Raw genomic sequence first — 22,990 nt, 5'->3', positions numbered from 1 at the left:
CGGCTTCCGCGGATGCCGGTTCGAAATTCGTTTTAAGTTCGTCACGATGTCGATCTCCCTGTCAACCGTGATCCAGCCCTCCAGGGTATTGTCAGCGCTGGTTAGCCTGCAATGCCTGCTGGCTGCATCGACAGGCGTCCTGATTGCCGCCGGCGGCGTCGGCGATCTGGCGTTACCCGAGCGCCTTGCTCTGGCCTTGCTGTGTTTGGCAGCGGCTATTTACGGAATAACGCGCTACTATCGTGGCAGGCGTGCAGTTCACATCGATATTTCCGGAAGCGGCTGCATCAGGATTGCCGATATGGCAATCGCGCAGGCCATGCCCACTGCAAAACAGATACCATCGCCAGCGAAGTTGCTTGAAGGCACTACTCTCTGGTCACATTTACTGCTGCTGCGCCTTCGATTGGATAGTGGCTCGGTCCGAACAATCGCTATACTGCCTGATTGTGTGTCTCACGATACTTTCAGAAATTTATCCGTGGCATGTCGCTGGATTGCATCGCAATCACGGCCGAACGCGGGCAAATAAGGCGGGACTCTCTGGATTGGATAATGAATAAGCATGTTATTGAACTTTTGTTATTGCTTACTATCTATTTCCGCGCCCGTATGCAAGCCGCAACAAAACAAGGGAATGGGGATTGACGACAGAACGCGAAATTGATCAACTGCTTGTCGAGCGTGTACAGCGTGGCGATAAGAAGGCGTTCGAGCTCTTGGTTATTAAATACCAACGCAAGCTGATGCGTCTTGTTTCGCGGCTGGTGCGCGACCAGGCAGAAGCCGAGGATGTTGTGCAGGAAGCCTTTATCAAGGCTTACCGGGCGCTGCCTCAGTTTAGGGGCGACTCGGCCTTTTATACCTGGTTGTATCGAATTGGCATTAATACCGCCAAGAACTATCTGGTGACGCAAGGGCGCAGGGCGCCCACCTCAACCGAGGCAAATTCAGAGGAAGCAGAAACTTTTGACGATGGCGAGCAACTAAGGGATATAAACACTCCAGAATCCTTGCTGGCCACCAAGCAGATAGCACAAACCGTGAATACTGCGATGGAGGCGTTGCCGGCAGAACTGCGTACGGCGATTACCTTGCGCGAGATTGAGGGATTGAGTTATGACGAAATTGCTGAAGCAATGGGATGTCCGATAGGAACGGTACGCAGTCGGATATTTAGAGCACGGGAAGCTATCGCAGATAAGTTGAGGCCATTGCTGGATACGGCCATCGACAAACGTTGGTAAAAAAGATAGCGGTTTTTCGGGAACGAAGGGGTTGGCCAGGTTTTAAGGTGACTTATGAATACCAAAGATATAACCCAAGAGCAGATCTCTGCCTTGGCTGACGGGGAATTGTCCAACGCCTATGTGGATATGGCACTGGCGGCTTTGCGTCAAGCGGATGGCCGCGACACGTGGGACGTCTATCACCAGATAGGCGACATCATGCGTTCGGACGATATGGCGTTGACCATGAGTGCGGATTTTTCCGCCCGCATGGCGGCGCGGCTGGAGGCTGAGCCGGCAATCATTGCCGCGCCCTTGGCCGTCACTGCACAATCATCGGAACAGATTGCTGTCGGTGGCGGCCAGCCCGTACACGCCGGTGGAATAGGCGTCCGGCGTTCGATCAAGCGCTTTGCCCTGCCGGGCATGGCGGCAGCGGCAGTAGCGGCTGCGGCGTTCATCATCACGCCGCAGACGGCTGTGGTCGGCGTCGGCGGTCAGTCGGCAGCGCCGCAACTGGCCCTGGCATCCGCCTCCGCGGTCAGCGACGATCATGTCGTCACGCATTCCGGAGTAGTGCTGCGGGATTCGCGGATGGATGAATATCTGACGGCGCATCAACGTTTTTCTCCTTCCCTTTATAGCGCTGCGCAATACGCACGGCCGGCCACATTTGCCCCTGATGCTAATAACTAACATGCGGCAGACGCGGGTCTTGCTGGGAGTCGTTCTGTCGCTGGTCATGGTGCTTTCCGCGCATGCGGAAAGCACCGATGCCGCAAATGCGGCTGACAAGCAGGAGGCGCAGGCGCTGTTGAAAAAAATCCAGTCGGCGGCGCAAAAGCTGAATTATTCAGGTACTTTCATCTACCAGCAGGCGAACCAGATACGCACCTCGCGTATCACGCATGTGCTGGAAGGCCGGAATGAAGTAGAAAAGCTGGAAATTCTCGACGGCCAGCCGCGCGAATATATCCGGCGTAACGAGGATGTCACCGGCTATATGCCGGAGACCCGCACCAAGATCGTCGAGAAACGGGTCACGCAAGACGGTTTTCCGGCCATCCTGGCGGCGTTGCCGGCTGACCTGACCGAATATTACAATGTCAAATTGGGCGAGACCGGGCGGGTTGCCGGTTTCGATTGCCAGGCCGTGCTGCTGGAGCCTAAAGACAATATGCGCTATGGCTACAAGCTGTGGGCGGAAAAAATTTCCGGCCTGCTGTTGCGAGCGCAAACGCTGAACGGCAAGAATGAGATCGTCGAGCAGATTTCTTTTACCCAGATCAACATAGGCAATATCGATCGCAGCCACCTGAAGCCGAGCTTTGGCAACACCAGCTCCTGGCACACGGAAAACAACCTGATCAACCCGGCCAACCTGAACGAATGGACGGTTACCGGCATGCCTCCCGGTTTCAAGAAAGTACGCGAACTCAAGCGCATGGTGGCCGATGCGCCGCCGGCCAAGGGCGCTGTCGGCGCGGCGGCAATGCGGCGCGAGGTGTCGCAGCTGATTTTTTCTGACGGGCTGGTGGCGATTTCGATCTTTATCGAGCCAGGCAGCCAGAGCCGTACTGAAGGATCCTTGCAGCAGGGAGCATTGAATATCGTCGGCAAGCGGCAAGGCGATTATTGGCTGACGATAGTGGGCGATGTGCCGCCTGCGGCGATGAGGCAGGTGGCGAATTCGATTGAACTCAAAAACAAATAAAACCCTATGACTACGAAAATGGCTGTTCCGCTTCGTTCCGTTTTATCTGCAATGGTTGTCGCTGTCGTTGGTATTGCACCTGTTGCAGCCACTTTTTTTGTTCCCGCCGTGATGGGCATCGGCCCCCAGGCGATCGCCGCGCCGGTATCCGGACTGCCGGACTTCACCGACATCGTCGACAAGACCGGCCCCGCGGTAGTCAATATCCGCACCACCGAAAAAGTCAAAGGCGGCGCCGGCCAGGGTGATTCCGGCGACCCCAGCGACGACGAAATGCAGGATTTCTTCCGGCGCTTTTTCGGCGTCCCGATTCCCAACATGCCGCGCCCCAGATTCCTGGCCAGCGCGGCCGCAAGGCTGATCCCAAGCAGCAGGAAGAAGTGCCGCGCGGTGTCGGTTCCGGTTTCGTGATTTCGGCCGACGGTTATGTCATGACCAATGCCCACGTGATCGACGGCGCCAGTGAAGTGTATGTGACGCTGACCGACAAGCGCGAATTCAAAGCCAAGGTGATCGGCGCCGATACCCGCAGCGACGTCGCCTTGCTGAAAATCGACGGCGCCAACCTGCCGCGCCTGACGATGGGCGATTCCGACAAGATCAAGGCCGGCGAATGGGTGCTGGCGATCGGTTCGCCGTTCGGCCTGGAAAACACCGTGACCGCCGGCATCATTTCGGCGAAGGCGCGCGACACCGGCGACTACCTGCCGCTGATCCAGACCGACGTCGCGGTCAACCCCGGCAATTCCGGCGGTCCACTGATCAATATGCGCGGCGAAGTAGTCGGCATCAACTCGCAGATCTACAGCCGCTCCGGCGGTTTCATGGGAATTTCGTTTGCGGTGCCGATCGACGAAGCCATGCGTGTATCTGACCAGCTGAAAGCATCGGGCAAGGTGACGCGCGGCCGCATCGGCGTGCAGATTGGCGAAGTGACCAAGGACGTCGCCGAATCGCTGGGCTTGCCCAAGGCAGAAGGCGCGCTGGTGGCCAGGGTCGAAGCTGACGGACCGGCGGCCAAGGCTGGCCTGCAAGCCGGCGACATCATCTTGAAGTTCAACGGCGTGGCGATTGACAAGGCCAACGATTTGCCGCGTCTGGTCGGTAACACCAAGCCGGGTGCGCGCGGCACCATCAGTGTCTGGCGCAAGGGCAGCAGCCGCGATTTCCCGATCACGATCACCGAACTGGCGGCCGACAAGGTCGCCGCCGACGATGACGCCAAGCCGAAGAAGGAACAGGTTGCCAATGCACTGGGCCTGACGGTGAGCGACCTGAGCGAAGCCAAGCGGAAAGAACTGGGCGTGGACGGCGGTGTGCTGATCGAGACCGCCGAGGGTAGTGCGGCGCGGGTCGGCCTGCGCGCCGGCGACGTGGTGCAGCGCCTGAACAATACCGATATCAAGGATGCCAAGCAGTTCAACGCCCTGGTCGCCAAGCTGGAGCCGAAGAAAATGGCGGTGCTGCTGGTGCGTCGCGGTGAGTCGTCGCAATTCGTGCCGCTGCGTCCTAGCAACTGATTGCGCTGAGCGTCATAGTCCGAAGCTGCAGGCCGTAGAGGCCTGCAGCTTTTTGTTTTTACCGGCCCGCGGCCGCCATGGAATTGCCGTATTTGCCAGGTCCTGGAGTATTCATGTCAAAGCCCCATTTCATTCTGTATAACCGTTCCTACTGCCATCTCTGCGAAGACATGTTGCAGGCGCTGCTGGCTTTGCAGGCGTCCGATGAAAGCGCCCCGGGCTGGTTTACGGTCGAATTGATCGATGTCGATGCGGATCCGGAACTGGTGGCCAGGTACGATGAGCTGGTCCCTGTGCTTGCCGGGGTCAGGGACGGCCAGCCGGCCGTGCAGCTTTGCCATTATTTTCTCGATGTCGATGCTGTAAGAGGTTTTTTGGGTGGGGCCGCCTAGGTGGGGCCGCCTAGATGAGGGTGGCTGAACTGCCGCGCCTTAGGCATTGGAGTACATGATGATATAGCAATTATTATTTGTTAAAAAGAAACAATTTCCCGCATACTCCTGCCGTCAAGCATGAAAAGAGACTCTTGCAGCCCTTGTTTTAAGGTGCTTTTAAGATACTTGTAGGAGTATGTTGATAAAACGCTTTCCTTGTTAAACTGGTTGCAATATCTTCAGGCCTTTGATTTGTCGGTTTTCCCCTCTGAAATCCGGTAAAATGGCGGCACTGAATAACCTGTCATAAAAGGCGCTCGCCTGGGACACAGGTGCAAGGTTTCGCGAATTGCGGAACACTGTACCGGGCCCGGCTCAGAGCGCTTTTTTTGTAATCGCGTCTGTCAATGAACAACATCCGTAATTTCTCCATCATCGCCCACATCGACCACGGTAAATCCACCCTGGCGGACCGCATCATCCAATCTTGCGGCGGCTTGTCTGATCGTGAAATGGGAGCCCAGGTGCTCGACTCCATGGATATCGAGCGCGAGCGCGGCATCACGATCAAGGCCCAGACCGCGGCGCTGTCCTACAAGGCGCTGGATGGCCAGATCTACAACCTGAACCTGATCGACACCCCGGGCCACGTCGACTTCAGCTACGAAGTCAGCCGTTCGCTGTCGGCCTGCGAAGGCGCGCTGCTGGTGGTCGACGCCTCGCAAGGGGTGGAAGCCCAGACCGTGGCCAACTGCTATACCGCGCTTGATCTGGGCGTGGAAGTGGTGCCGGTACTGAACAAGATCGACCTGCCTTCCGCCGATCCGGACAATGCGATTGCCGAAATCGAAGACGTGATCGGGATCGACGCCCACGATGCCGTGCATTGCTCGGCCAAGACCGGCCTCGGCGTGCGCGAAGTGCTGGAATCGCTGATCGTCAAGGTGCCGCCGCCGAAAGGCGATCCGGATGCCCCTTTGCAGGCATTGATTGTCGATTCCTGGTTCGACAACTATGTCGGCGTCGTGATGCTGGTGCGTATCAAGAACGGCACTTTGCGTCCGAAGGACAAGATTCTGCTGATGGCCACCGGCTCCCAGCATCTGACCGAAAGCGTCGGCGTGTTCACCCCTAAATCGCAGGCCCGCGAATCGCTGTCCGCCGGCCAGGTGGGTTTCATCATCGCCGGCATCAAAGAACTGAAGGCCGCCAAGGTGGGCGATACCGTCACCCTGGCTGCCAAGCCCGCAGCCGCGGCTTTGCCTGGTTTTAAGGAAGTGCAGCCGCAGGTGTTCGCCGGCCTGTTCCCGGTCGAGGCTAACCAGTACGATGCGCTGCGCGACTCGCTGGAAAAACTCAAGCTGAACGATGCTGCCCTGCAGTACGAACCTGAAGTGTCGCAGGCGCTGGGCTTCGGCTTCCGCTGCGGCTTCCTCGGTTTGCTGCACATGGAAATCGTCCAGGAACGTCTCGAGCGCGAGTTCGACATGGACCTGATCACCACTGCGCCCACCGTGATCTACGAAGTGGTCAAGCGCGACGGCACCATCATGCTGGTGGACAATCCGTCGAAGATGCCGGACCCGTCGAATATCGAAGAGGTGCGCGAGCCTATCGTCACCGTCAACCTGTACATGCCGCAAGAGTATGTCGGCTCGGTCATCACGCTCTGCACCCAGAAGCGCGGGCAGCAGGTCGACATGAGCTACCACGGCAAGCAGGTCAAGCTGACCTATGAAATCCCGATGGCGGAGGTGGTGCTCGATTTCTTCGACCGCCTGAAATCGACCTCGCGCGGTTATGCCTCGATGGATTACGAATTCAAGGAATACCGTTCGGCCGACGTGGTCAAGGTCGACATGCTGATCAACAGCGAAAAAGTCGATGCGCTGGCCATCATCGTGCACCGCGCCAACAGCCAGTACCGTGGCCGTGCCGTCGCCGCCAAGATGCGTGAGCTGATTCCGCGCCAGATGTTCGACGTTGCCATCCAGGCGGCGATCGGCGCCAACATCATTTCGCGCGAGAACGTCAAGGCCCTGCGCAAGAACGTGCTGGCGAAATGTTACGGCGGCGATATCAGCCGCAAGCGCAAATTGCTGGAAAAGCAGAAGGCCGGTAAAAAACGGATGAAGCAAGTGGGTTCCGTCGAGATCCCGCAAGAAGCATTCCTGGCAATCTTACAAGTGGATGAAAAATGACATTGCAATCAATTTTAGGAAATTTCGCATTAATCCTGTTTGTCCTGACCGTTGTCACCGGCATCATCTGGTTTTTTGACCGCTTCTACCTGAGCAGGCAGCGGCGCGCCAAGGCCGACGCCGCCCTGGCCGAGTTCGACGCCCGCAACGCCAAGCTGAGCGCCGACGGCATCAAGCTGGAGAACAGCGGCCGCGCGGCGCTGGAAGCGAACCTGCTGCGCCAGCCGACCTGGGTCGAATATTCCGGCAGCTTTTTCCCGGTGATCGCCATGGTGTTCTTCCTGCGCTCGTTCCTGTACGAACCGTTCAAGATCCCGTCCAGTTCGATGGTGCCGACCCTGCTGGTGGGCGACCTGATCCTGGTCAACAAGTTTACCTACGGTATCCGCTTGCCGATCCTGAATAAAAAAGTGATCGAAGTGAATAACCCGCAGCGCGGCGACGTCATGGTCTTCAAATATCCCAAGGATATGTCGCTCGATTACATCAAGCGCGTGGTTGGGGTGCCCGGTGATAAAATAACTTACCAAAACAAGCGCTTAACGATTAACGGTCAAGCTGTTTCTTATGCGCCGCTGCCGGATTACCTGAATGAAGACACCCTGGATTACTCCCAGCAATTCACGGAAAACCTGTCAAACGTGCAACATACGATCGCAGTGCGCAGCGGCCGGCCGCCGATTTCGCTGGAAGGTGTGATGGATTTCCCTAACAAGGACGCCTGTTCCTATAACCCCGAAGGTTTTACCTGTACCGTTCCTGCTGGAAATTATTTCATGATGGGGGATAATCGGGATAACAGCGAAGACAGCCGGTACTGGGGATTTGTACCGGATGAGAATATTGTTGGAAAAGCATTTTTGGTCTGGATGAACCTGGGTAATTTCAAGCGTATCGGCACTTTCTTTAAATAAACCATTTAAAACCATTGCGGAGTCAGGGATGACAAGAATTTCCGGATCTACACGGAAGCAGCAGGGCATCACATTATTCGGCCTGATCGTCATATTGGCGGTGCTCGGCTGTATCGGCGTGCTGATTGCCAAGGTGACGCCGACCACGATCGAATATTTTTCGATCAAGAAAGCGATAGCCAGCGCCAGGACGGCCGGCACTACGGTGCAGGAAATCCAGAACGCGTTCAACAAGCAGGCCGAGGTTGGTTATATCGACGCGATTTCAGGCAAGGACCTGGAAATCACCAAGAATGGCGACGATATCCAGATCAGCTTCGCGTACCAGAAAAAAATCCCGCTGGTCGGGCCTGTCAGCTTGTTGATCGATTACGCGGGCAGCACCGCCAAGTCTTGACCGGTGTTGAACGAAGCGTTGAAGACTTACAGCGGACGACAACCGTAAACGTCGACGGAAAAATGGACCTCATGTTATTGCAGAATCGGCTAGGCCACACTTTCAAGGATGCTACGTTATTGCAGCAGGCCTTGACGCATCGCAGCCATAGCACTTTGCATAACGAACGGTTGGAATTCCTCGGCGATTCGATCCTGAACTGCGTCGTCGCTTCATTATTGTTTGACCGTTACACCAAGATAGACGAGGGCGACCTGTCGCGGGTGCGCGCCAACCTGGTCAAGCAGCAATCGCTGTATGAAATCGCACAAAGGCTGGAATTGTCGCAATTCCTGCGCCTGGGCGAGGGCGAATTGAAATCCGGCGGCTTCCGCCGGCCTTCGATCCTGGCCGATACGCTGGAAGCGCTGTTCGGCGCGATTTTCCTGGACGCCGGTTTTGATGCCGCGCGCGATGTGATCCGCGCCTTGTACATTCCGATCCTGGATACGGTCGATCCGAAGACCCTCGGCAAGGACGCCAAGACCCTGCTGCAGGAGTACCTGCAAGGGAAAAAGATCGCCCTGCCACAATACAACGTGGTGGCCACGCACGGCGCTGCGCACAACCAGGAATTCGAAATCGAATGCCTGGTGCCGAAGCTGGATATCCAGGTCTTCGGCAACGGCGGCAGCCGCCGCGCCGGCGAGCAGGCCGCCGCCAAGCTGGCGCTGGAGGCCGTGCAAAAAGCATTTGTGAAAGCGCCGGCCGCGCCGCGCAAAGCCAAGCCGCGCACCGCGCAATTGAAATTGAGCGGGATCGCGACGATTCAGCCGGACGCGCCTGCAGCCGCGCCGGATGATGCAGTCAAATCAGCTGCCCCAGCCAAGGATAAAACCCTGGTCGAGGTGGCGGCAGCCAAGGCACCTGCCAAGGCACACGTGCCTGCCGCCAACGGCAGCACCGAAGTCGCCGCTCCATCCAAGGCAGTCAGTCAGGCGACGGAAGCCGTCGCCGCTGCCCCGGCAGCTCCATCCAATGCAGCACCCCATACTACGAGTAAATCGAAAACCGCATGACAGACTCTACACCCCAGGCATCGACTGATGCTGCAACCGATTTCCGTTGCGGCTACATAGCTATTGTCGGTCGCCCCAACGTAGGCAAGTCGACCTTGATGAACGAGCTGATCGGCGCCAAGGTCAGCATTACGTCGCGTAAGGCGCAGACTACGCGCCACCGGATTACCGGTATCCAGACCGTGGCCGACACGCAGTTCGTGTATGTCGATACGCCAGGCTTCCAGACGCGCCATTCGAATGCGTTGAACAAGACGCTGAACCGCACCGTAACCACGACGCTGACGGCAGCCGACGTCATCCTGTACATCATCGAAGCCGGCACGTTCGGCCCGGCGGACCAGCAGGTGATGGCTTTGCTGCCGGCCAACGTGCCTTGCATCCTGGTCATCAACAAGTCGGACCGGGTCAAGGACAAGGCCGTGCTGCTGCCGTTCGCACAGAAAATCGCCGCCATGCGCGATTTCGCCGCGGTGGTGCCGGTATCGGCCAAGCTGCGCTTCCAGCTGGATAACCTGCAAGGCGAAATCCGCAAGCACCTGCCAGCCAATCCGCCGATGTTCGGCGAAGACGACATCACCGACCGCAGCGAGAAATTCCTGGCCGCCGAGATCGTGCGTGAGAAAGTATTCCGTTTTGTCGGCGATGAACTGCCTTATACCAGCACCGTCCTGATCGAGAAGTTCGAGCTGGAAGGTAACCTGCGCCGCGTGTTTGCAGCGATCCTGGTCGAGCGCGACACCCACAAATCGATGGTGATCGGGCAGAAGGGCGCCCGCCTCAAGGATATTTCCACCCAGGCCCGGCTCGACATGGAGCGCCTGTTCGGCGGCCCGGTCTACCTGGAAATCTGGGTCAAGGTGAAATCCGGCTGGGCCGACAATGAAGCCGGATTGCGCGCCTACGGCTACGAATAAGCCCGCAGCCTGCAGCTCGCAGCTTGCCGCCCACATCCACACACCACTGAGCATGAGCGCCATCATCGCTGACGATCCCGCCGCAGAAACAGATGCAGCCATGCCGTCCAGCGCGGCGGAGGAGCAGCTGATTGCCGTCATCGGCGACGCTGTAGCTTCCGGTCCGCCAAAACGCCGGGCCCGGCCGCTCGATACCCGCGTCACCGGCCAGCCCGGTTTTGTGCTGCATAGCTACCCGCACCGCGAAACCAGCCTGATCATCGATGTCTTCAGCCGCGATTACGGCCGTATCGCGCTGGTCGCCAAGGGCGCCAAGCGCCCCTTGTCGAAATTGCGCGGCGTCTTGCAAACCTTTCAGCCGCTCTCGCTCAGCTGGAGCGGCAAATCCGAAATCCGCACCCTGATCGCCGCCGAATGGGTAGGCGGCTTGCTGCCGCTGGAAAAGTCGGCTTTGCTGTGTGGTTTCTACCTGAATGAACTGCTGGTCAAGCTGGTGGCGCGCGACGATCCGCACGCTGTACTGTTCGATCACTACGTCACCACGCTGAACCAGCTGGCGCACCAGGAACCGGCACCTATCGTCCTGCGTCAGTTTGAACGGGCGCTGCTCAAGCAGACCGGGGTCGCCGGCGATTTCACCCGCTGCACCAGCAGCCGCCAACCGGTCGATCCGGTCGAAAATTATGTGGTCGATCCCGAACGCGGTCCGCGCATTGCGCGCGCGGCCGACTCTTGGCCGCGCGTCAGCGGCAAGACCTTGCTCGATATGGAAAGGGAAGACTACAGCGATGTCGTCACCCAGGCCCAGAGCAAGGTCCTGATGCGCTTCCTGCTGGCCCATCACCTGGGCGGCGCGCCATTGAACACGCGGCAGATCCTGATCGACCTGATGCAGCTGTAAAACAGTACAGATGACTGCCGCCGATAAATCCAATCCCATTACCTGAGCATACGATGAGCTATCTCAATCCTACCTCCGCCGTGATCGACCTTGGCGTCAACATTGACCACGTCGCCACCTTGCGCAATGCGCGCGGCACCACTTACCCCGATCCGCTGCAAGCGGCATTGCAGGCGGAAGAGGCGGGCGCCGACGTGATCACCTTGCATTTGCGCGAGGACCGGCGCCACATCAAGGATGCCGACGTCGAAATCATCCGGCCGCAACTGCGCACGCGGATGAACCTGGAAGCGGCGGTGACACAGGAAATGATCGATTTTTCCTGCAAGATCAAGCCGGAGGATTCTTGCCTGGTGCCGGAGCGCCGGCATGAACTGACCACCGAAGGCGGCCTCGATGTCGTCAAGTATTTTAGCCAGGTGCAGGCAGCAGTGCGGCAACTGCAGGCGGAAGGCATACGCGTCAGTCTGTTCATCGATCCGGAAGCCGACCAGATCCAGGCCGCGGCGGAAATCGGCGCGCCGGTAATTGAATTGCATACCGGACGTTACGCCGAAGCGCATGACGAGGCCGCACAGCGCAGCGAGCTGGAGCGGGTGCAGATCGCGGTGCAGGAAGGCGTCAAGCGCGGCCTCAAGGTCAATGCCGGCCATGGCCTGCATTACACCAATACCCAGGCCATTGCCGCCATTCCCGATATCGCCGAGCTGAATATCGGCCACGCCATCGTGGCGCATGCCGTGTTCGTCGGCTGGAAAAACGCCGTCAGCGAAATGAAAGCCCTGATGGTGAAAGCACGCCTGGGGAAATAGAAAGGCTTGTGATGATTTATGGCATCGGCACCGACATCATTCAGATTCCGCGCATAGCCGCGGCGCTGCAGCGCAATGGCGATCGTTTCGCCGAAAAAATCCTGGGTCCCCAGGAAATGGAAAAATACCTGCAGCGCAAAGCCAAGGTAGAGGCGCGCGGCATCCGTTTCCTGGCGACCCGTTTTGCCGCCAAGGAAGCGTTTTCCAAGGCGCTCGGGCTGGGCATGAAGATGCCGATGACCTGGCGCGCCATGCAAACCTTGAACGCCCCCAGCGGCAAACCTGTCGTCGTGGTCAACCCGGCGCTGGAAGAATACATGCAAAGCAGGGGGCTGACCGCCCAGGTATCGATTACCGATGAAGTGGAGTATGCGGTCGCCTTCGTCATTGTGGAAAAAAATCGTGTGGAGAAATTATGAGCAGTGAGAGTCACGCGGAAAAACTGGCGGCGCTCGGCCCCGTCATGCTGGACGTGGTCGGCGCCAGCCTGAGTGCAGACGATATCCGCCGCATCCGGCATCCACTCACCGGCGGCGTGATCCTGTTCACGCGCAACTACCAGGACCGCGCCCAGTTGACCGCGCTGACTGCCGCGATCCATGCGGAGCGTCCCGGAATACTGATTGCAGTCGATCATGAAGGCGGCCGGGTGCAGCGATTCAGGACCGACGGTTTCACCCGCCTGCCGGCGATGCGCCTGCTCGGACAGCAATGGGACCGCGACGTGCTGGGCGCTGTCGAAACAGCGACCGCGCTAGGTTTCGTGCTGGCCAGCGAGCTGCGCGCCTGCGGCGTCGACTTGTCGTTTACACCGGTGCTGGATCTTGATTATGGCGATTCCAGCGTGATCGGCGAACGCGCTTTCCACCGCGATCCGCGCGTAGTCACTTTACTGGCGAAGAGCCTGAACCACGGCCTGGCGCTGGCCGGCATGGCTAACTGTGGCAAGCATTTCCCCGGCCACGGTTATGTGCATGGCGACTCCCATTCGTCGCTGCCGGTCGATGACCGCAGCCTGGCGCAAATCATGGAAGAGGATATCAAGCCTTACGACTGGCTCGGCATGAGCCTGGCGGCGGTGATGCCGGCGCATGTGATTTATTCCAAGGTCGACAAGCACTCAGCCGGCTTTTCAAAAAAATGGCTGACCATTCTGCGCGAAGAGGTCGGTTTCAACGGCGTGGTTTTCAGCGACGATTTGAGCATGGAGGCGGCCGGTTCGGCCGGTGGCGTGCTGGACGGCGCCAAGGCGGCGTTGGCGGCCGGCTGCGACGTGGTCCTGATCTGCAATTCGCCGGACAAGGCTGACCAGCTGCTGGCGGGACTGGACGCTGTCGACTCGTCGGCGACATCCTGTGCCCGCCTGGCGGCCCTGGTGCCGCAAACGGCGGCGATGGACTGGGAAACATTGCAGACCGATGCGCGTTATCTGGCCGCCAGGTCGCTGGTGCAGGCGCTGCTGTAAGGTATCATTTAGTGTAGTGTTTCGCACATAATGACACTTAATAAACGGCGTCTTTTCGCGCCATGCGTCGTTACGAATCCTCGCGATAGGCCAGCTATCGCTCCGGTTCGCGCCTAGCCTGACACAAAAATCCACCATTTCTTAAGCGCCATTATGTGCGAAACACTACACTAGCATCATGACTGAAGCTGAAATTCCCGATCCGCGCGCGGTGGTGCTGGAGACCGTCGCCAAGCTGCCGAACCTGCCTGGCGTGTACCGCTATTTCGATGCAGCCGACAATATCCTGTATGTCGGCAAGGCGCGCGACCTGAAGAAAAGGGTCTCAAGCTATTTCCAGAAGAATCTCGCCAGCCCGCGCACCGCCATGATGGTTGAGCGCATCGCTCGGCTGGAGACGACGGTGACGCGCAGCGAAGCGGAAGCCTTGATCCTGGAAAGCAACCTGATCAAGTCCTTGCAGCCGCGCTACAACATCCTGTTCCGCGACGACAAATCCTATCCCTACCTGAAAATCAGCGGCCAGGAATATCCGCGCATGGCGTATTACCGCGGCGCGGTGGATAAAAAGAACCAGTATTTCGGACCGTTTCCGAATGCCTGGGCAGTCAAGGAATCGATGCAGATACTGCAGAAAGTGTTCTTGCTGCGTACCTGTGAAGACAGCGTCTTTGCCAACCGTACCCGGCCCTGCCTGCTGCATCAGATCCAGCGTTGCAGTGCGCCCTGCGTCAACCTGGTCAGCCATGAGGATTACCTGACCGATGTCGACAACGCCGCCAAGTTCCTGCGCGGACGCCAGACCGAAGTATTGTCGACGCTGGATAAAAAGATGCACGCCTATGCCGCCGAGCTGAAGTTCGAGCAGGCAGCGGCGGTGCGCAACCAGATCACCGCGCTGTCGCGCGTATTGCATCAGCAAAGCATGGAAACCGTGGGCGACAGCGATATCGATATTGTCGCCGTCATCGTCCAGGGCGGACGCGCCTGCGTCAACCTGGCGATGGTGCGCGGCGGCCGCCACCTGGGCGACCGCGCGTATTTTCCAAGCCATGTCGACGGCGTGCTGTCGAGCCCGGAAGAAGCGGCGGGCGAAACCATCGAAGTCGCCGTGCTCAAAGCCTTCATGGCGCAGCATTACATCGATACTTTCATTCCCGGCACCCTGATCCTGAATATCGAATTCGACGAGCCGGCCCTGATGGTGGCGCTGATGGAGCAATGCGGCCATCGCATCAACCTGCTGTTCCAGCCGCAGGGGCAGCGCCGGCAATGGCTGGAGATGGCGCACAAGGGCGCCGAGATTTCGCTCGCCAGATTGCTCTCGGAGCAGGGCTCGCAACAGTCGAGGACGCGCGCGCTGGTGGAAGTGCTCGGCCTTGAAATCGAGGACATCGACAGCTTGCGTGCCGAATGTTTCGACATCAGCCATACCTCGGGCGAGGCGACCCAGGCGTCTTGCGTGGTGTTCCATCATCACGCCATGCAAAACGGCGAATACCGGCGCTACAACATCAAGGACATCACGCCTGGCGACGACTACGCGGCGATGCGCCAGGTATTGATGCGGCGCTACGAGAAAGTGGCTAACGGCGACGGCATTACGTCCAACCTCATGCCCGACATCGTCCTGATCGACGGCGGCAAGGGGCAGGTTGAAATGGCGCGCCAGGTGTTGTCGGAACTGGGGCTGGATATCGGCTTGATCGTCGGCGTGGCCAAAGGCGAAGGGCGCAAGGTCGGGCTGGAAACGCTGATCTTCGCCGACGGCCGCGCCGCACGCGAGCTGGGCAAGGAATCGGCAGCCCTGATGCTGATCGCGCAGATCCGCGACGAGGCGCACCGTTTCGCCATCACCGGCATGCGCGCCAAGCGGGCCAAGGCGCGCCAGAGTTCGCGGCTGGAAGAGATCGAGGGAATCGGCGCCAAACGCCGCCAGAAACTGCTGGCGCGCTTCGGCGGCCTGCGTGGCGTGGCGGACGCCAGCATCGAGGATATCGCCTCGGTCGAAGGCATATCACGACTGCTGGCGGAGGAAATCTACAAGCAACTTCACTAGGACCCGTTGGCACTGTGTTGCATTGCTTGTTGCTTTTGCAGGTTTTGTTTCCCAACTACGGCATACTCCTAGATAATTAAAGTACGAACAGTTGGCTCCTTACTTATCTATAATAATTTTTATGCCATTCAATATTCCGATTTTACTGACCTGGTTACGTGTTGCCTTGATCCCGTTGGTGGTCGGCGTTTTCTATCTTCCCGACCTCGGTTTTTCGACGCTGCAGCTGGGCCTGGCGTCGACCATCATTTTCATCGTGGCCGCCGTGACCGACTGGTTCGATGGTTTCCTGGCGCGGCGCTGGAACCAGACTTCGGCTTTCGGCGCTTTCCTCGACCCGGTCGCGGACAAGCTGATGGTCGCCGGCGCCTTGCTGGTGCTGGTGCACCTGGGGCGGGTCGATCCCATCATCGCGTTTGTGATCATCGGCCGCGAGATTGCGATCAGCGCCTTGCGCGAATGGATGGCGCAAATCGGCGCATCGAAATCGGTGGCCGTCAGTTCGATCGGTAAAATTAAAACCACGGCACAGATGGTCGCAATCCCGATGTTGTTGTATTATGGCGACCTGCTTGGCATCGATACCCGTTTCTGGGGACAGGTGCTGCTGGTGATTGCAGCGGTGTTGACGGTGTGGTCCATGTTTTATTATTTGCGTAAAGCCTGGCCGCTGATCAAGGAAACTACCGCAGCAAAAGAAAACAACAAGCAGTGAAGTAAAATGTTGGTGTTGTGAAACGGTGTTTTGAAAATGTGTGACGAAAATTTTTCGAAATCATTGACAATCTCTGTAGAACAACTATAATGTCGTCTCTGTAGTTGATACAGAAAAAGAAACAAATGCGGGAGTAGCTCAGTTGGTAGAGCGCAACCTTGCCAAGGTTGAGGTCGAGAGTTCGAGACTCTTCTCCCGCTCCAGATTCAAAAAAGGAAGCTGGAAAAAGCTTCCTTTTTTTATGTAAAATCAGTAGCTGATCGTATTGCCTGGTTGATCTCCATCCAGCCAATATGCTCTGATTTTGCAGTAGGCACACCCCTGGCGGGGTAGCAAAGTGGTTATGCAGCGGCCTGCAAAGCCGTTTACGCCGGTTCGATCCCGACCCCCGCCTCCAGACTCCATACGCGGGAGTAGCTCAGTTGGTAGAGCGCAACCTTGCCAAGGTTGAGGTCGAGAGTTCGAGACTCTTCTCCCGCTCCATATTCCAGGCAAGGAAGATGAACATGTCTTCCTTGTCGTTTCAGTAAAAAATCCTGCCTTGATTTTCTCCTGATTTGCCTCGCAGAATTCCTGCGCGCATGGTTTTTCCGGAGTCTTGCCGTCGTTCTCCGCAAGGTGCCGATACAAGAGTAGATTCATCTTTCGCCGGGGCCACTTTCCAGATAGGACTGGGTTCCGGGAGTCTTCTCCTTTATCGGTAAACTGCCGTCGCCGGATGCTTCCCTGCATTCATGCGCCAGTATTCATCCAACGACTCGTTCGCAGCTGCGGCCGGGTCGTTTTGCTATCTGCTCCCTCGACGTTTTATCTATTCGGCCCTGAACGGCGGCGGCCGCCGCTTGATCGGCTGCGCCTTGACGATCGCGGTATTGGTCTCGGCCTTGTCGGCGATGCGGTCGATGATCTGGTCCAGCTCGGCGATGGAACGCACGAACAGGCGCGCGATATAACAATCCTCTCCGGTCACCTTGTCGCATTCGCAGAATTCGGGCGTGTCTTCGATCAGCTTCTGCACGATCTGCAGCTTGCCAGGCAAAGGGCGGATGCGCACGATGGCTTGCATCTGGTAGCCCAGCGCCTGCGGATCGATATCTACCGTGAAGCCGCGGATGACGCCGCGTTCCTCGAGCCGGTGCAACCGTTCCGACACGCTGGGCGAGGACAGGCCGACCTGCTGGCCTAGTTCTTTCAGCGAAATGCGGGCATCTTTGAGCAGGGTTTCGAGGATGCGCTGGTCGACATTGTTCAGCATTTTAGATTTCTCCGGATATCGGCGATATTGCCTAATATATTAAGGTATTGACAGTATATTTCCTTTTATTGGGCATGGAAAACGCAGTTATAAAGTGAGATTATCAGGCTCTGACGACTTTTTGGGGCTTTATATGAACAAGAAGGTAAGCGGCACGGTTGAAATGACCGCCGCCATGATTATTTCGGGAACCATAGGCTGGTTCGTCGTGGTGTCCGGGCAGCCGGTGCTGGACGTGGTGTTCTGGCGCTGCGTATTCGGCGCGGCGACCTTGCTGCTGGTCTGCGCCGCCATGGGTTTACTGCGCGGCGCCATCACCTTGCGCCTGCTGGCCCTGGCCGCGCTGGGCGGGGTCGCCATCGTCATCAACTGGCTGTTGCTGTTCATTTCTTATTCGCACGCTTCGATCTCGATCTCCACCGCGGTCTACAACACCCAGCCGTTCATGCTGGTAGGCCTGGGCGCAGTGTTCTTTTCCGAGCGGCTGACCCTCAACAAGCTGACCTGGCTCGCGATCGCCTTCGGCGGCATGCTGCTGATCGTGCTGGCGCAGCCGGGCGCCGCCGATGGCGGCAGCAATTATCTGGCGGGGATACTGATGGCCCTGGGCGCGGCTTTTTTCTATGCGGTGGCCGCCATCATCACCAAGAAACTGGCCGGCACGCCGCCGCACCTGATCGCCCTGGTCCAGGTCTGTGTCGGCATGCTGATGCTGGCGCCTTTTGCGCGCTTGTCGGCGCTGCCTTCCGATATCGGCACATGGAGCATTCTGGTGACGGTCGGCGTGGTGCATACCGGGCTGATGTATATCCTGCTGTATGGCGCGATCCAGAAATTGCCGACCTACCTGACCGGATCGCTGTCTTTCATCTATCCCATCGTGGCGATCGCGGTGGATTTCCTGGCCTTCGGCCACCGGCTGCAGCTGAGCCAGCTGGCCGGCGCCGCCGCTATCCTGATCGCGGCGGCCGGCATGAACCTCGGCTGGTCGCTGTGGAAACCGAAGGTGCAAATGCAGTGACCGCCGTCGCCGCGGTATTTCAACGAGGCCCTTAAGTCAGGGCGCGCGCAGCCTGCTGTTGACATGGCGCTGGCTCGAATACAGTAGGCAATCGACTATGCGTACTCCGGGCGCGGCCGGGGCAAAGCCGTCCTTGAATTCTGAGCAGGTTGCGCTTATGAATCGATGCAGGCCTGGATCGCGCTGCCGGTCCGGGCGGCAACCTGGTCCAGGCTGGTGTGCGGGAGAAAAGGCGAGAGCAGGGCATGGCGCATGGTGGCCAGGCCGATGATGTAGGACGCCGCCAGCGCCGCCCGCAACTCCGCATCAGGTCCACGCAGCCGTGCCGCCAGCGGCTGCACGAATTCGGCATGGAAGCGTTCGGCGACGATGGGTGCGGTCAGCTGGCTGCCGGCTGCGCGCAACAGCACGCGCAAGGCATCGAACTCCCGGTCCGGCTGCGGTTCGGCATCGGCCATGATCCGCGCCACCATGTATGCGCCAAAATCGCAGAGATCTCCCGTCAGATGTTCTTCCAGCAGGAAGCCGCCTTCCAGCACTTTCGCAAACAGCTTTTCCTTGCTCCCGAAATAGCGGTTCACCAGCGCCGCATCGACGCCGGCGTCGGCTGCAATGTCGCGGATGCCGACGTTCTGGTAGTTGTCGCGCGAAAACCATATGCGTGCCGCCGCCAGGATGCGCTCGCGGGTTTCGCCTGCATTTCTCGTGGGTGATTTCACCAATTTTTCCTTGTGTGGACTACACCACATATTTTGTCATCGGCTGTTGACTTTTGCAAGGTCTGGAAATGGAACTTGAAATCTATGCTTATGCTTCCGGCAGGGGGATTCGTTCATCGTCGCCCGGCACCGGATCGAAGCGTTGTTCGCGCCAGTTGTCTTTGGCGGCCTCGATCAGTTGCGGATCGCTGGCGACAAAATTCCACCAGATGGTGCGCGGCCCGTCAATAGGAGCGCCGCCCAGCAGCATGACCTGGGCCGTTTCGCTGGCAGCGATATTGACCGCCCGATCCGGTTCCAGCACGGCCAGCTCACCCATTCCCAGCACTTCGCCATCGATGGTCACGCTGCCGCTGGCGACATACACGGCTTGCTGCGGATATTCCGGCTCCAGCGTGAACTGCGCGCCGGCCTGCATTTCGGCGGCGACATACAAGGTCGGCGCCAGGACTTTGACCGGCGCCTGCCGGCCAAAAGCGCGGCCGGCGATGATGCGCAGCCGGTAACCGTCGCCCTGGACCAAGGGCAGGCTGGCGGCCGGATGGTGGACGAAAGCCGGCGGCCCTTGTTCGTCGGCCAGCGGCAGCGCCACCCAGGTCTGGATGCCGTGCAAGCGCCAGCCATTGGCGCGCTGCGCCGCGGGCGTGCGTTCGGCGTGGACGATGCCGCGCCCGGCCGTCATCCAGTTGACGTCGCCGGGAATGATTTCCTGGTCGTTGCCCAGGCTGTCATGGTGGCGGATCGCGCCTTCGAACAGATAGGTGACCGTCGCCAGGCCGATGTGCGGATGCGGGCGGACATCGATGCCCTTGCCGCTGGGGAAGTCGACCGGCCCCATGTGGTCGAAAAACAGGAAAGGCCCCACGCTTTGGTGGCGGCCGGCGGGCAGTACGCGGCGCACCACCAGTTCGCCGAGATCGCGGGCGCGGCCGGGTATCCGGTATGCAATCGAGGTAGTCATGTTATGTCCAGTCCAGATGAGCAAAAAAGGAGTGCAATGATTTGTCACGCTAAGAGACATTAGCATATTTGAATGGATCGGGAACCGTACAAAAAAAGAGCCAGGTCTCCGCAGCAAAACTGCGGAAGAACCTGGCTTTTTGTTTGAGCAGCCGCAAGCCGCGGCTGCTCAGTAGATGCTTGTTTTTCTAGAATGCGCCGGACAGCAAATAGCCGCCTACCGCCGCAATCGCCACGCCGCCCAGCCGCACTGCCTGCGTCGCCATTTTTTGCCCGGCGACCAGGCCGATCGCCAGGCCGAGCAGATGCAGCAGCGCCGTCGCTGCCACAAAACCGACGCCATACCAAAGCGCCGAGGCGCCGTGCGGCAACTCGCTGCCGTGCGCATAACCGTGGAACAGCGCAAAGACGGAGACAACGCTGGCGCTGGCCCAGAGCGGCATGCGGATGGCGAAAGCGATCAGCAGGCCCAGCACGGCGACCGATGCCGCGATGCCGGTTTCAACCCCGGGCATCTGCAAGCCGGCGAACGCCAGTAGCGCGCCGACCACCATCATCAGCGGAAACGCCAGCGGCAACACCCATAGCGCGGAGCGCTTGTTTTGCGCTGCCCACAAGCCGACCGCCAGCATCGCCAGCAAATGGTCGATGCCGGAGAATGGATGGGCAAAACCGTTGTTGAAGCCGAACGCATCGGGATGGCCGGGATGAGCGAAGGCCGGGGCGACGCTGAGGGCGGCAAAAGCCAGCGCGCTGAGGCGGCCATAAGTACTGGCGGAGGGATGGGACATGGCAGGGCTCCTTGAAAATGGCTGTTTATTTGAAGAATTCATTTGAGTGCTCATTTAGGCTGCTCACTTAGGTTGATCAAGCAAACCTTGCTGGCGGATAAAAGCGATCACTTGCTCAACGCCGTCGCCGCTGCGCAGGTTGGTGAAAATGAACGGCCGTTCGCCGCGCATCTTTTTGGCATCGTGCGCCATCACATCCAGGTTGGCGCCGACGTAGGGGGCGAGGTCGGTCTTGTTGATGATCAGCAGGTCGGAGCGAGTGATGCCGGGGCCGCCCTTGCGCGGTATTTTTTCTCCGCCGGCGACATCGATCACGTAGATGGTCAGATCGGACAGCTCAGGGCTGAAGGTGGCTGCCAGGTTGTCGCCACCGGACTCCAGCAGGATCAGGTCGAGATTGGGGAAGTCGGCGCTCATGCGCGAAATCGCTTCCAGGTTGATCGAAGCATCTTCGCGTATCGCGGTGTGCGGGCAGCCGCCGGTTTCCACGCCCATCAGGCGCTCCGCCGGCAAGGCATCGGCGCGCAGCAGGATCTCCATGTCTTCCTTGGTGTAGATGTCGTTGGTGATGACCGCCATGTCGTAACGGTCGCGCATGCCTTTGCACAGCATTTCGCACAGGGCGGTCTTGCCGGAGCCGACCGGGCCGCCGATGCCGACGCGCAGTGGATTGGATATTGAGGAAGTGGTCATTTTGAGATTCGCTTAAAAATATTGAATGTTTGGTTTCAGGAGCGGTAGAGACGGCTGTATTGTTCTTCATGCTGCATCGACAGCAATGACAGGCCCGGCGCCCAGTTGGACAGTTCATGGTCGGCCAGTTCTTGCGCATGCCGTGCGGCCAGCTGCAGTTCCGCCTGCAAAGACAGCAACAGGCGCTGGCCCGCAACCTGGCCCAGCGGGACCGACTTGACGCATACCAGCACCTGGTTTTCCGCCCAGGAAAACAGCATGCCCAGCAGCGCCGCCTCATGCGGCACCTGCAGCGCCACCGCGGCGTAGGCGTAGGCGGTCGGCAGCGGCAGTTCCGGCTGCGCCTGCAGGATCGCCAGCAGGCTGGCGTCGCCTACCTGCAATTCGATCGCCAGCTTGCCCAGCGAATATCCCATCTGTATGGTTTCAGCGCGGAATTCCGCCGTGTCGCGCGCTGCGATGAAGCGTTCAGTCCACAGTGCAACCGCGGCGCCGTCGCGGCCTTCGAACGCTTGCAGCAGGCGCCACAAGACGGGCGCCTCGAATAGCGCCACCACTTGCCGCAGGTTGTTGCTGATCCAGTCGCGCGCGGATTCCGGATCCTTGACCCAGCCCCTGTCGATCGCCGTTTCCAGTCCCTGCGAATAGCTGTAGGCGCCGATCGGCAACGATGGGCTGGCCAGTTGCAGCAGGTGGAGCAGCGCGGTCGCGTTCATCTTGCCTGCCGGGCTTAGGCGCCGGGCTCTTGGTTGGGCTTGTCGCTGGGCCGGTGGATTTTCTGGCGCAACGGCACCGGCGCCAGCAGGCCGTCGTGATGATGGTGGTGGCCGCCGCCGTAGGCTCCCGATTCCGGCTCGAACGCCGCCAGTTCCTCGGTGACCGTGGCCTGCAGGCCCTGCAGCATTTCCTTCAGCACCGCATCCTTGCGTATGCGCAGGAAGCCGTCGCCGACGTGGGCCTGGGTATGCCGGTTGCCCAGGTGGAAAGCGCAGCGCAGCAGGGCGTGCGGACTGGCGCACTCGATACGGTAGGTCGCTTCCGCGGCCGCCATGACCTTGACCACGCGCTCCGCGCCGCTGTCGTCGCTGCCCTTGAGCAGGTCGCCATGGCGCAATACGGTGCCGCGCACCGTGAATACGCCTACTTCTTCGCCGCTGCTCAGGGTCGCGCGCAGGCGGCTTTTCTCGCGCAGCTCATAGGGCAGGACCAGTTCGCCGTCGATCAAGTCGGCATGTTCTACTTTTGTGTTGAGGATTAACATCTTGTTTTCGTCGC

The 22,990-nt window shown here is 59.1% G+C and carries 24 protein-coding genes, 3 tRNA genes and 1 pseudogene; 21 read left to right on the top strand and 7 right to left on the bottom strand.

Annotation, left to right across the window (positions count from 1 at the left end; translation table 11 throughout):
* Positions 1-46 precede the first annotated feature (46 nt).
* The 20 genes and pseudogenes from CFter6_RS25715 (at position 47) to CFter6_RS16525 (ending at position 16,759) form a co-directional block, all read left to right on the top strand.
* Entirely contained in the window at positions 47-532 is a 486-nt protein-coding gene (locus CFter6_RS25715; RefSeq protein ID WP_150118794.1) for a flagellar hook-length control protein, read from the top strand.
* A gap of 112 nt (positions 533-644) precedes the next feature.
* Positions 645-1,247, top strand: coding sequence for an RNA polymerase sigma factor RpoE (gene rpoE / locus CFter6_RS16615; RefSeq protein WP_014006857.1), 603 nt, complete (start codon positions 645-647; stop codon positions 1,245-1,247).
* Positions 1,248-1,301: 54 nt separating this feature from the next.
* A complete protein-coding gene (locus tag CFter6_RS16610) occupies positions 1,302-1,925 on the top strand; it encodes a sigma-E factor negative regulatory protein (RefSeq protein WP_061540873.1) in 624 nt (207 codons plus the stop codon).
* A 1-nt stretch (position 1,926) separates the two neighbouring features.
* Positions 1,927-2,943: a MucB/RseB C-terminal domain-containing protein gene (locus CFter6_RS16605; RefSeq protein WP_061540872.1), complete on the top strand. Its 1,017-nt coding sequence runs from the start codon at positions 1,927-1,929 to the stop codon at positions 2,941-2,943.
* A 6-nt stretch (positions 2,944-2,949) separates the two neighbouring features.
* A pseudogene (locus tag CFter6_RS16600) lies at positions 2,950-4,463 on the top strand (DegQ family serine endoprotease).
* Between the two features lie 113 nt (positions 4,464-4,576).
* Positions 4,577-4,855 carry a glutaredoxin family protein gene (locus CFter6_RS16595; protein WP_061540871.1) on the top strand — a complete coding sequence of 93 codons (279 nt, stop codon included), beginning with the start codon at positions 4,577-4,579 and terminating at the stop codon, positions 4,853-4,855.
* Between the two features lie 389 nt (positions 4,856-5,244).
* On the top strand, positions 5,245-7,038 hold the full coding sequence (gene lepA / locus CFter6_RS16590; RefSeq protein ID WP_061540870.1) for a translation elongation factor 4: 1,794 nt from the start codon (positions 5,245-5,247) through the stop codon (positions 7,036-7,038).
* A complete protein-coding gene (gene lepB, locus CFter6_RS16585; RefSeq protein ID WP_061540869.1) occupies positions 7,035-7,952 on the top strand; it encodes a signal peptidase I in 918 nt (305 codons plus the stop codon). The genes lepA and lepB overlap by 4 nt, the downstream gene beginning before the upstream one ends.
* Positions 7,953-7,980: 28 nt before the next feature.
* A complete protein-coding gene (locus tag CFter6_RS16580) occupies positions 7,981-8,349 on the top strand; it encodes a DUF4845 domain-containing protein (protein WP_061540868.1) in 369 nt (122 codons plus the stop codon).
* A gap of 62 nt (positions 8,350-8,411) precedes the next feature.
* Complete coding sequence (gene rnc / locus CFter6_RS16575) at positions 8,412-9,407, top strand: ribonuclease III (protein WP_061540867.1); 996 nt, start codon at positions 8,412-8,414, stop codon at positions 9,405-9,407.
* Positions 9,404-10,324 carry a GTPase Era gene (era, locus tag CFter6_RS16570; RefSeq protein ID WP_061540866.1) on the top strand — a complete coding sequence of 307 codons (921 nt, stop codon included), beginning with the start codon at positions 9,404-9,406 and terminating at the stop codon, positions 10,322-10,324. Before rnc ends, era begins: the two co-directional genes overlap by 4 nt.
* 52 nt (positions 10,325-10,376) lie before the next feature.
* Entirely contained in the window at positions 10,377-11,225 is an 849-nt protein-coding gene (recO, locus tag CFter6_RS16565; RefSeq protein WP_061540865.1) for a DNA repair protein RecO, read from the top strand.
* Positions 11,226-11,278: 53 nt separating this feature from the next.
* A complete protein-coding gene (gene pdxJ, locus CFter6_RS16560; protein ID WP_061540864.1) occupies positions 11,279-12,037 on the top strand; it encodes a pyridoxine 5'-phosphate synthase in 759 nt (252 codons plus the stop codon).
* An 11-nt stretch (positions 12,038-12,048) separates the two neighbouring features.
* The gene (gene acpS, locus CFter6_RS16555) at positions 12,049-12,456 is read left to right on the top strand and encodes a holo-ACP synthase (protein ID WP_061540863.1); all 408 of its coding nucleotides are present in this window, start codon (positions 12,049-12,051) and stop codon (positions 12,454-12,456) included.
* Positions 12,453-13,502 (top strand): beta-N-acetylhexosaminidase, encoded by a 1,050-nt coding sequence (gene nagZ, locus CFter6_RS16550; protein WP_061540862.1) that lies wholly within the window; start codon positions 12,453-12,455, stop codon positions 13,500-13,502. The genes acpS and nagZ overlap by 4 nt, the downstream gene beginning before the upstream one ends.
* A 178-nt stretch (positions 13,503-13,680) precedes the next feature.
* Positions 13,681-15,561 (top strand): excinuclease ABC subunit UvrC, encoded by a 1,881-nt coding sequence (uvrC, locus tag CFter6_RS16545; RefSeq protein ID WP_061540861.1) that lies wholly within the window; start codon positions 13,681-13,683, stop codon positions 15,559-15,561.
* Between the two features lie 121 nt (positions 15,562-15,682).
* Positions 15,683-16,276, top strand: coding sequence for a CDP-diacylglycerol--glycerol-3-phosphate 3-phosphatidyltransferase (pgsA, locus tag CFter6_RS16540; protein WP_061540860.1), 594 nt, complete (start codon positions 15,683-15,685; stop codon positions 16,274-16,276).
* Positions 16,277-16,403: 127 nt separating this feature from the next.
* Positions 16,404-16,479: transfer RNA gene (locus CFter6_RS16535), tRNA-Gly, on the top strand.
* Between the two features lie 120 nt (positions 16,480-16,599).
* A tRNA-Cys gene (locus tag CFter6_RS16530) sits at positions 16,600-16,673 on the top strand.
* A gap of 10 nt (positions 16,674-16,683) precedes the next feature.
* Positions 16,684-16,759: transfer RNA gene (locus CFter6_RS16525), tRNA-Gly, on the top strand.
* A gap of 328 nt (positions 16,760-17,087) precedes the next feature.
* On the opposite strand, the gene CFter6_RS16520 is transcribed toward CFter6_RS16525, so the two are convergent.
* Positions 17,088-17,531: an Lrp/AsnC family transcriptional regulator gene (locus CFter6_RS16520; protein WP_061540859.1), complete on the bottom strand. Its 444-nt coding sequence runs from the start codon at positions 17,529-17,531 to the stop codon at positions 17,088-17,090.
* 133 nt (positions 17,532-17,664) lie between these two features.
* Between CFter6_RS16520 and CFter6_RS16515 the strand changes: the two genes are divergently transcribed.
* A complete protein-coding gene (locus CFter6_RS16515; RefSeq protein ID WP_061540858.1) occupies positions 17,665-18,552 on the top strand; it encodes a DMT family transporter in 888 nt (295 codons plus the stop codon).
* A 155-nt stretch (positions 18,553-18,707) separates the two neighbouring features.
* Here the strand turns inward: CFter6_RS16515 and CFter6_RS16510 are convergent, their stop codons facing one another.
* The 6 genes from CFter6_RS16510 to ureE form a co-directional block, all read right to left on the bottom strand.
* The gene (locus CFter6_RS16510) at positions 18,708-19,271 is read right to left on the bottom strand and encodes a TetR/AcrR family transcriptional regulator (RefSeq protein ID WP_061540857.1); all 564 of its coding nucleotides are present in this window, start codon (positions 19,269-19,271) and stop codon (positions 18,708-18,710) included.
* An 88-nt stretch (positions 19,272-19,359) separates the two neighbouring features.
* Positions 19,360-20,232 carry a pirin family protein gene (locus tag CFter6_RS16505; protein WP_061540856.1) on the bottom strand — a complete coding sequence of 291 codons (873 nt, stop codon included), beginning with the start codon at positions 20,230-20,232 and terminating at the stop codon, positions 19,360-19,362.
* A gap of 187 nt (positions 20,233-20,419) precedes the next feature.
* Positions 20,420-21,022: a HupE/UreJ family protein gene (locus CFter6_RS16500; protein ID WP_061540855.1), complete on the bottom strand. Its 603-nt coding sequence runs from the start codon at positions 21,020-21,022 to the stop codon at positions 20,420-20,422.
* Between the two features lie 63 nt (positions 21,023-21,085).
* Positions 21,086-21,715 carry an urease accessory protein UreG gene (gene ureG, locus CFter6_RS16495; RefSeq protein WP_061540854.1) on the bottom strand — a complete coding sequence of 210 codons (630 nt, stop codon included), beginning with the start codon at positions 21,713-21,715 and terminating at the stop codon, positions 21,086-21,088.
* Between the two features lie 35 nt (positions 21,716-21,750).
* Entirely contained in the window at positions 21,751-22,431 is a 681-nt protein-coding gene (locus CFter6_RS16490; protein WP_061540853.1) for an urease accessory protein UreF, read from the bottom strand.
* Positions 22,432-22,445: 14 nt separating this feature from the next.
* Positions 22,446-22,976 carry an urease accessory protein UreE gene (gene ureE, locus CFter6_RS16485; RefSeq protein ID WP_061540852.1) on the bottom strand — a complete coding sequence of 177 codons (531 nt, stop codon included), beginning with the start codon at positions 22,974-22,976 and terminating at the stop codon, positions 22,446-22,448.
* Positions 22,977-22,990 lie beyond the last annotated feature (14 nt).

Origin of the sequence: Collimonas fungivorans, assembly GCF_001584145.1 — a bacterium.
GTDB classification, from domain to species: Bacteria; Pseudomonadota; Gammaproteobacteria; order Burkholderiales; family Burkholderiaceae_D; genus Collimonas; species Collimonas fungivorans.
The sequence above is the reverse complement of the archived record's forward strand: the minus strand, read 5'-3'. Positions and strand labels throughout refer to the sequence as shown.

Bases quoted from the DNA above. Each gene is read 5' to 3' on its own strand.
- CFter6_RS16505 (WP_061540856.1), bottom strand. From the start codon at position 20,232: ATGACTACCTCGATTGCATACCGGATACCCGGCCGCGCCCGCGATCTC.
- lepA (WP_061540870.1), top strand. From the start codon at position 5,245: ATGAACAACATCCGTAATTTCTCCATCATCGCCCACATCGACCACGGT.
- CFter6_RS16490 (WP_061540853.1), bottom strand. From the start codon at position 22,431: ATGAACGCGACCGCGCTGCTCCACCTGCTGCAACTGGCCAGCCCATCG.
- rnc (WP_061540867.1), top strand. From the start codon at position 8,412: ATGGACCTCATGTTATTGCAGAATCGGCTAGGCCACACTTTCAAGGAT.
- era (WP_061540866.1), top strand. From the start codon at position 9,404: ATGACAGACTCTACACCCCAGGCATCGACTGATGCTGCAACCGATTTC.
- CFter6_RS16605 (WP_061540872.1), top strand. From the start codon at position 1,927: ATGCGGCAGACGCGGGTCTTGCTGGGAGTCGTTCTGTCGCTGGTCATG.
- pgsA (WP_061540860.1), top strand. From the start codon at position 15,683: ATGCCATTCAATATTCCGATTTTACTGACCTGGTTACGTGTTGCCTTG.
- pdxJ (WP_061540864.1), top strand. From the start codon at position 11,279: ATGAGCTATCTCAATCCTACCTCCGCCGTGATCGACCTTGGCGTCAAC.
- CFter6_RS16580 (WP_061540868.1), top strand. From the start codon at position 7,981: ATGACAAGAATTTCCGGATCTACACGGAAGCAGCAGGGCATCACATTA.
- CFter6_RS25715 (WP_150118794.1), top strand. From the start codon at position 47: ATGTCGATCTCCCTGTCAACCGTGATCCAGCCCTCCAGGGTATTGTCA.
- CFter6_RS16500 (WP_061540855.1), bottom strand. From the start codon at position 21,022: ATGTCCCATCCCTCCGCCAGTACTTATGGCCGCCTCAGCGCGCTGGCT.
- CFter6_RS16520 (WP_061540859.1), bottom strand. From the start codon at position 17,531: ATGCTGAACAATGTCGACCAGCGCATCCTCGAAACCCTGCTCAAAGAT.
- ureE (WP_061540852.1), bottom strand. From the start codon at position 22,976: ATGTTAATCCTCAACACAAAAGTAGAACATGCCGACTTGATCGACGGC.
- ureG (WP_061540854.1), bottom strand. From the start codon at position 21,715: ATGACCACTTCCTCAATATCCAATCCACTGCGCGTCGGCATCGGCGGC.
- lepB (WP_061540869.1), top strand. From the start codon at position 7,035: ATGACATTGCAATCAATTTTAGGAAATTTCGCATTAATCCTGTTTGTC.
- nagZ (WP_061540862.1), top strand. From the start codon at position 12,453: ATGAGCAGTGAGAGTCACGCGGAAAAACTGGCGGCGCTCGGCCCCGTC.
- recO (WP_061540865.1), top strand. From the start codon at position 10,377: ATGAGCGCCATCATCGCTGACGATCCCGCCGCAGAAACAGATGCAGCC.
- CFter6_RS16595 (WP_061540871.1), top strand. From the start codon at position 4,577: ATGTCAAAGCCCCATTTCATTCTGTATAACCGTTCCTACTGCCATCTC.
- CFter6_RS16515 (WP_061540858.1), top strand. From the start codon at position 17,665: ATGAACAAGAAGGTAAGCGGCACGGTTGAAATGACCGCCGCCATGATT.
- CFter6_RS16610 (WP_061540873.1), top strand. From the start codon at position 1,302: ATGAATACCAAAGATATAACCCAAGAGCAGATCTCTGCCTTGGCTGAC.
- uvrC (WP_061540861.1), top strand. From the start codon at position 13,681: ATGACTGAAGCTGAAATTCCCGATCCGCGCGCGGTGGTGCTGGAGACC.
- acpS (WP_061540863.1), top strand. From the start codon at position 12,049: ATGATTTATGGCATCGGCACCGACATCATTCAGATTCCGCGCATAGCC.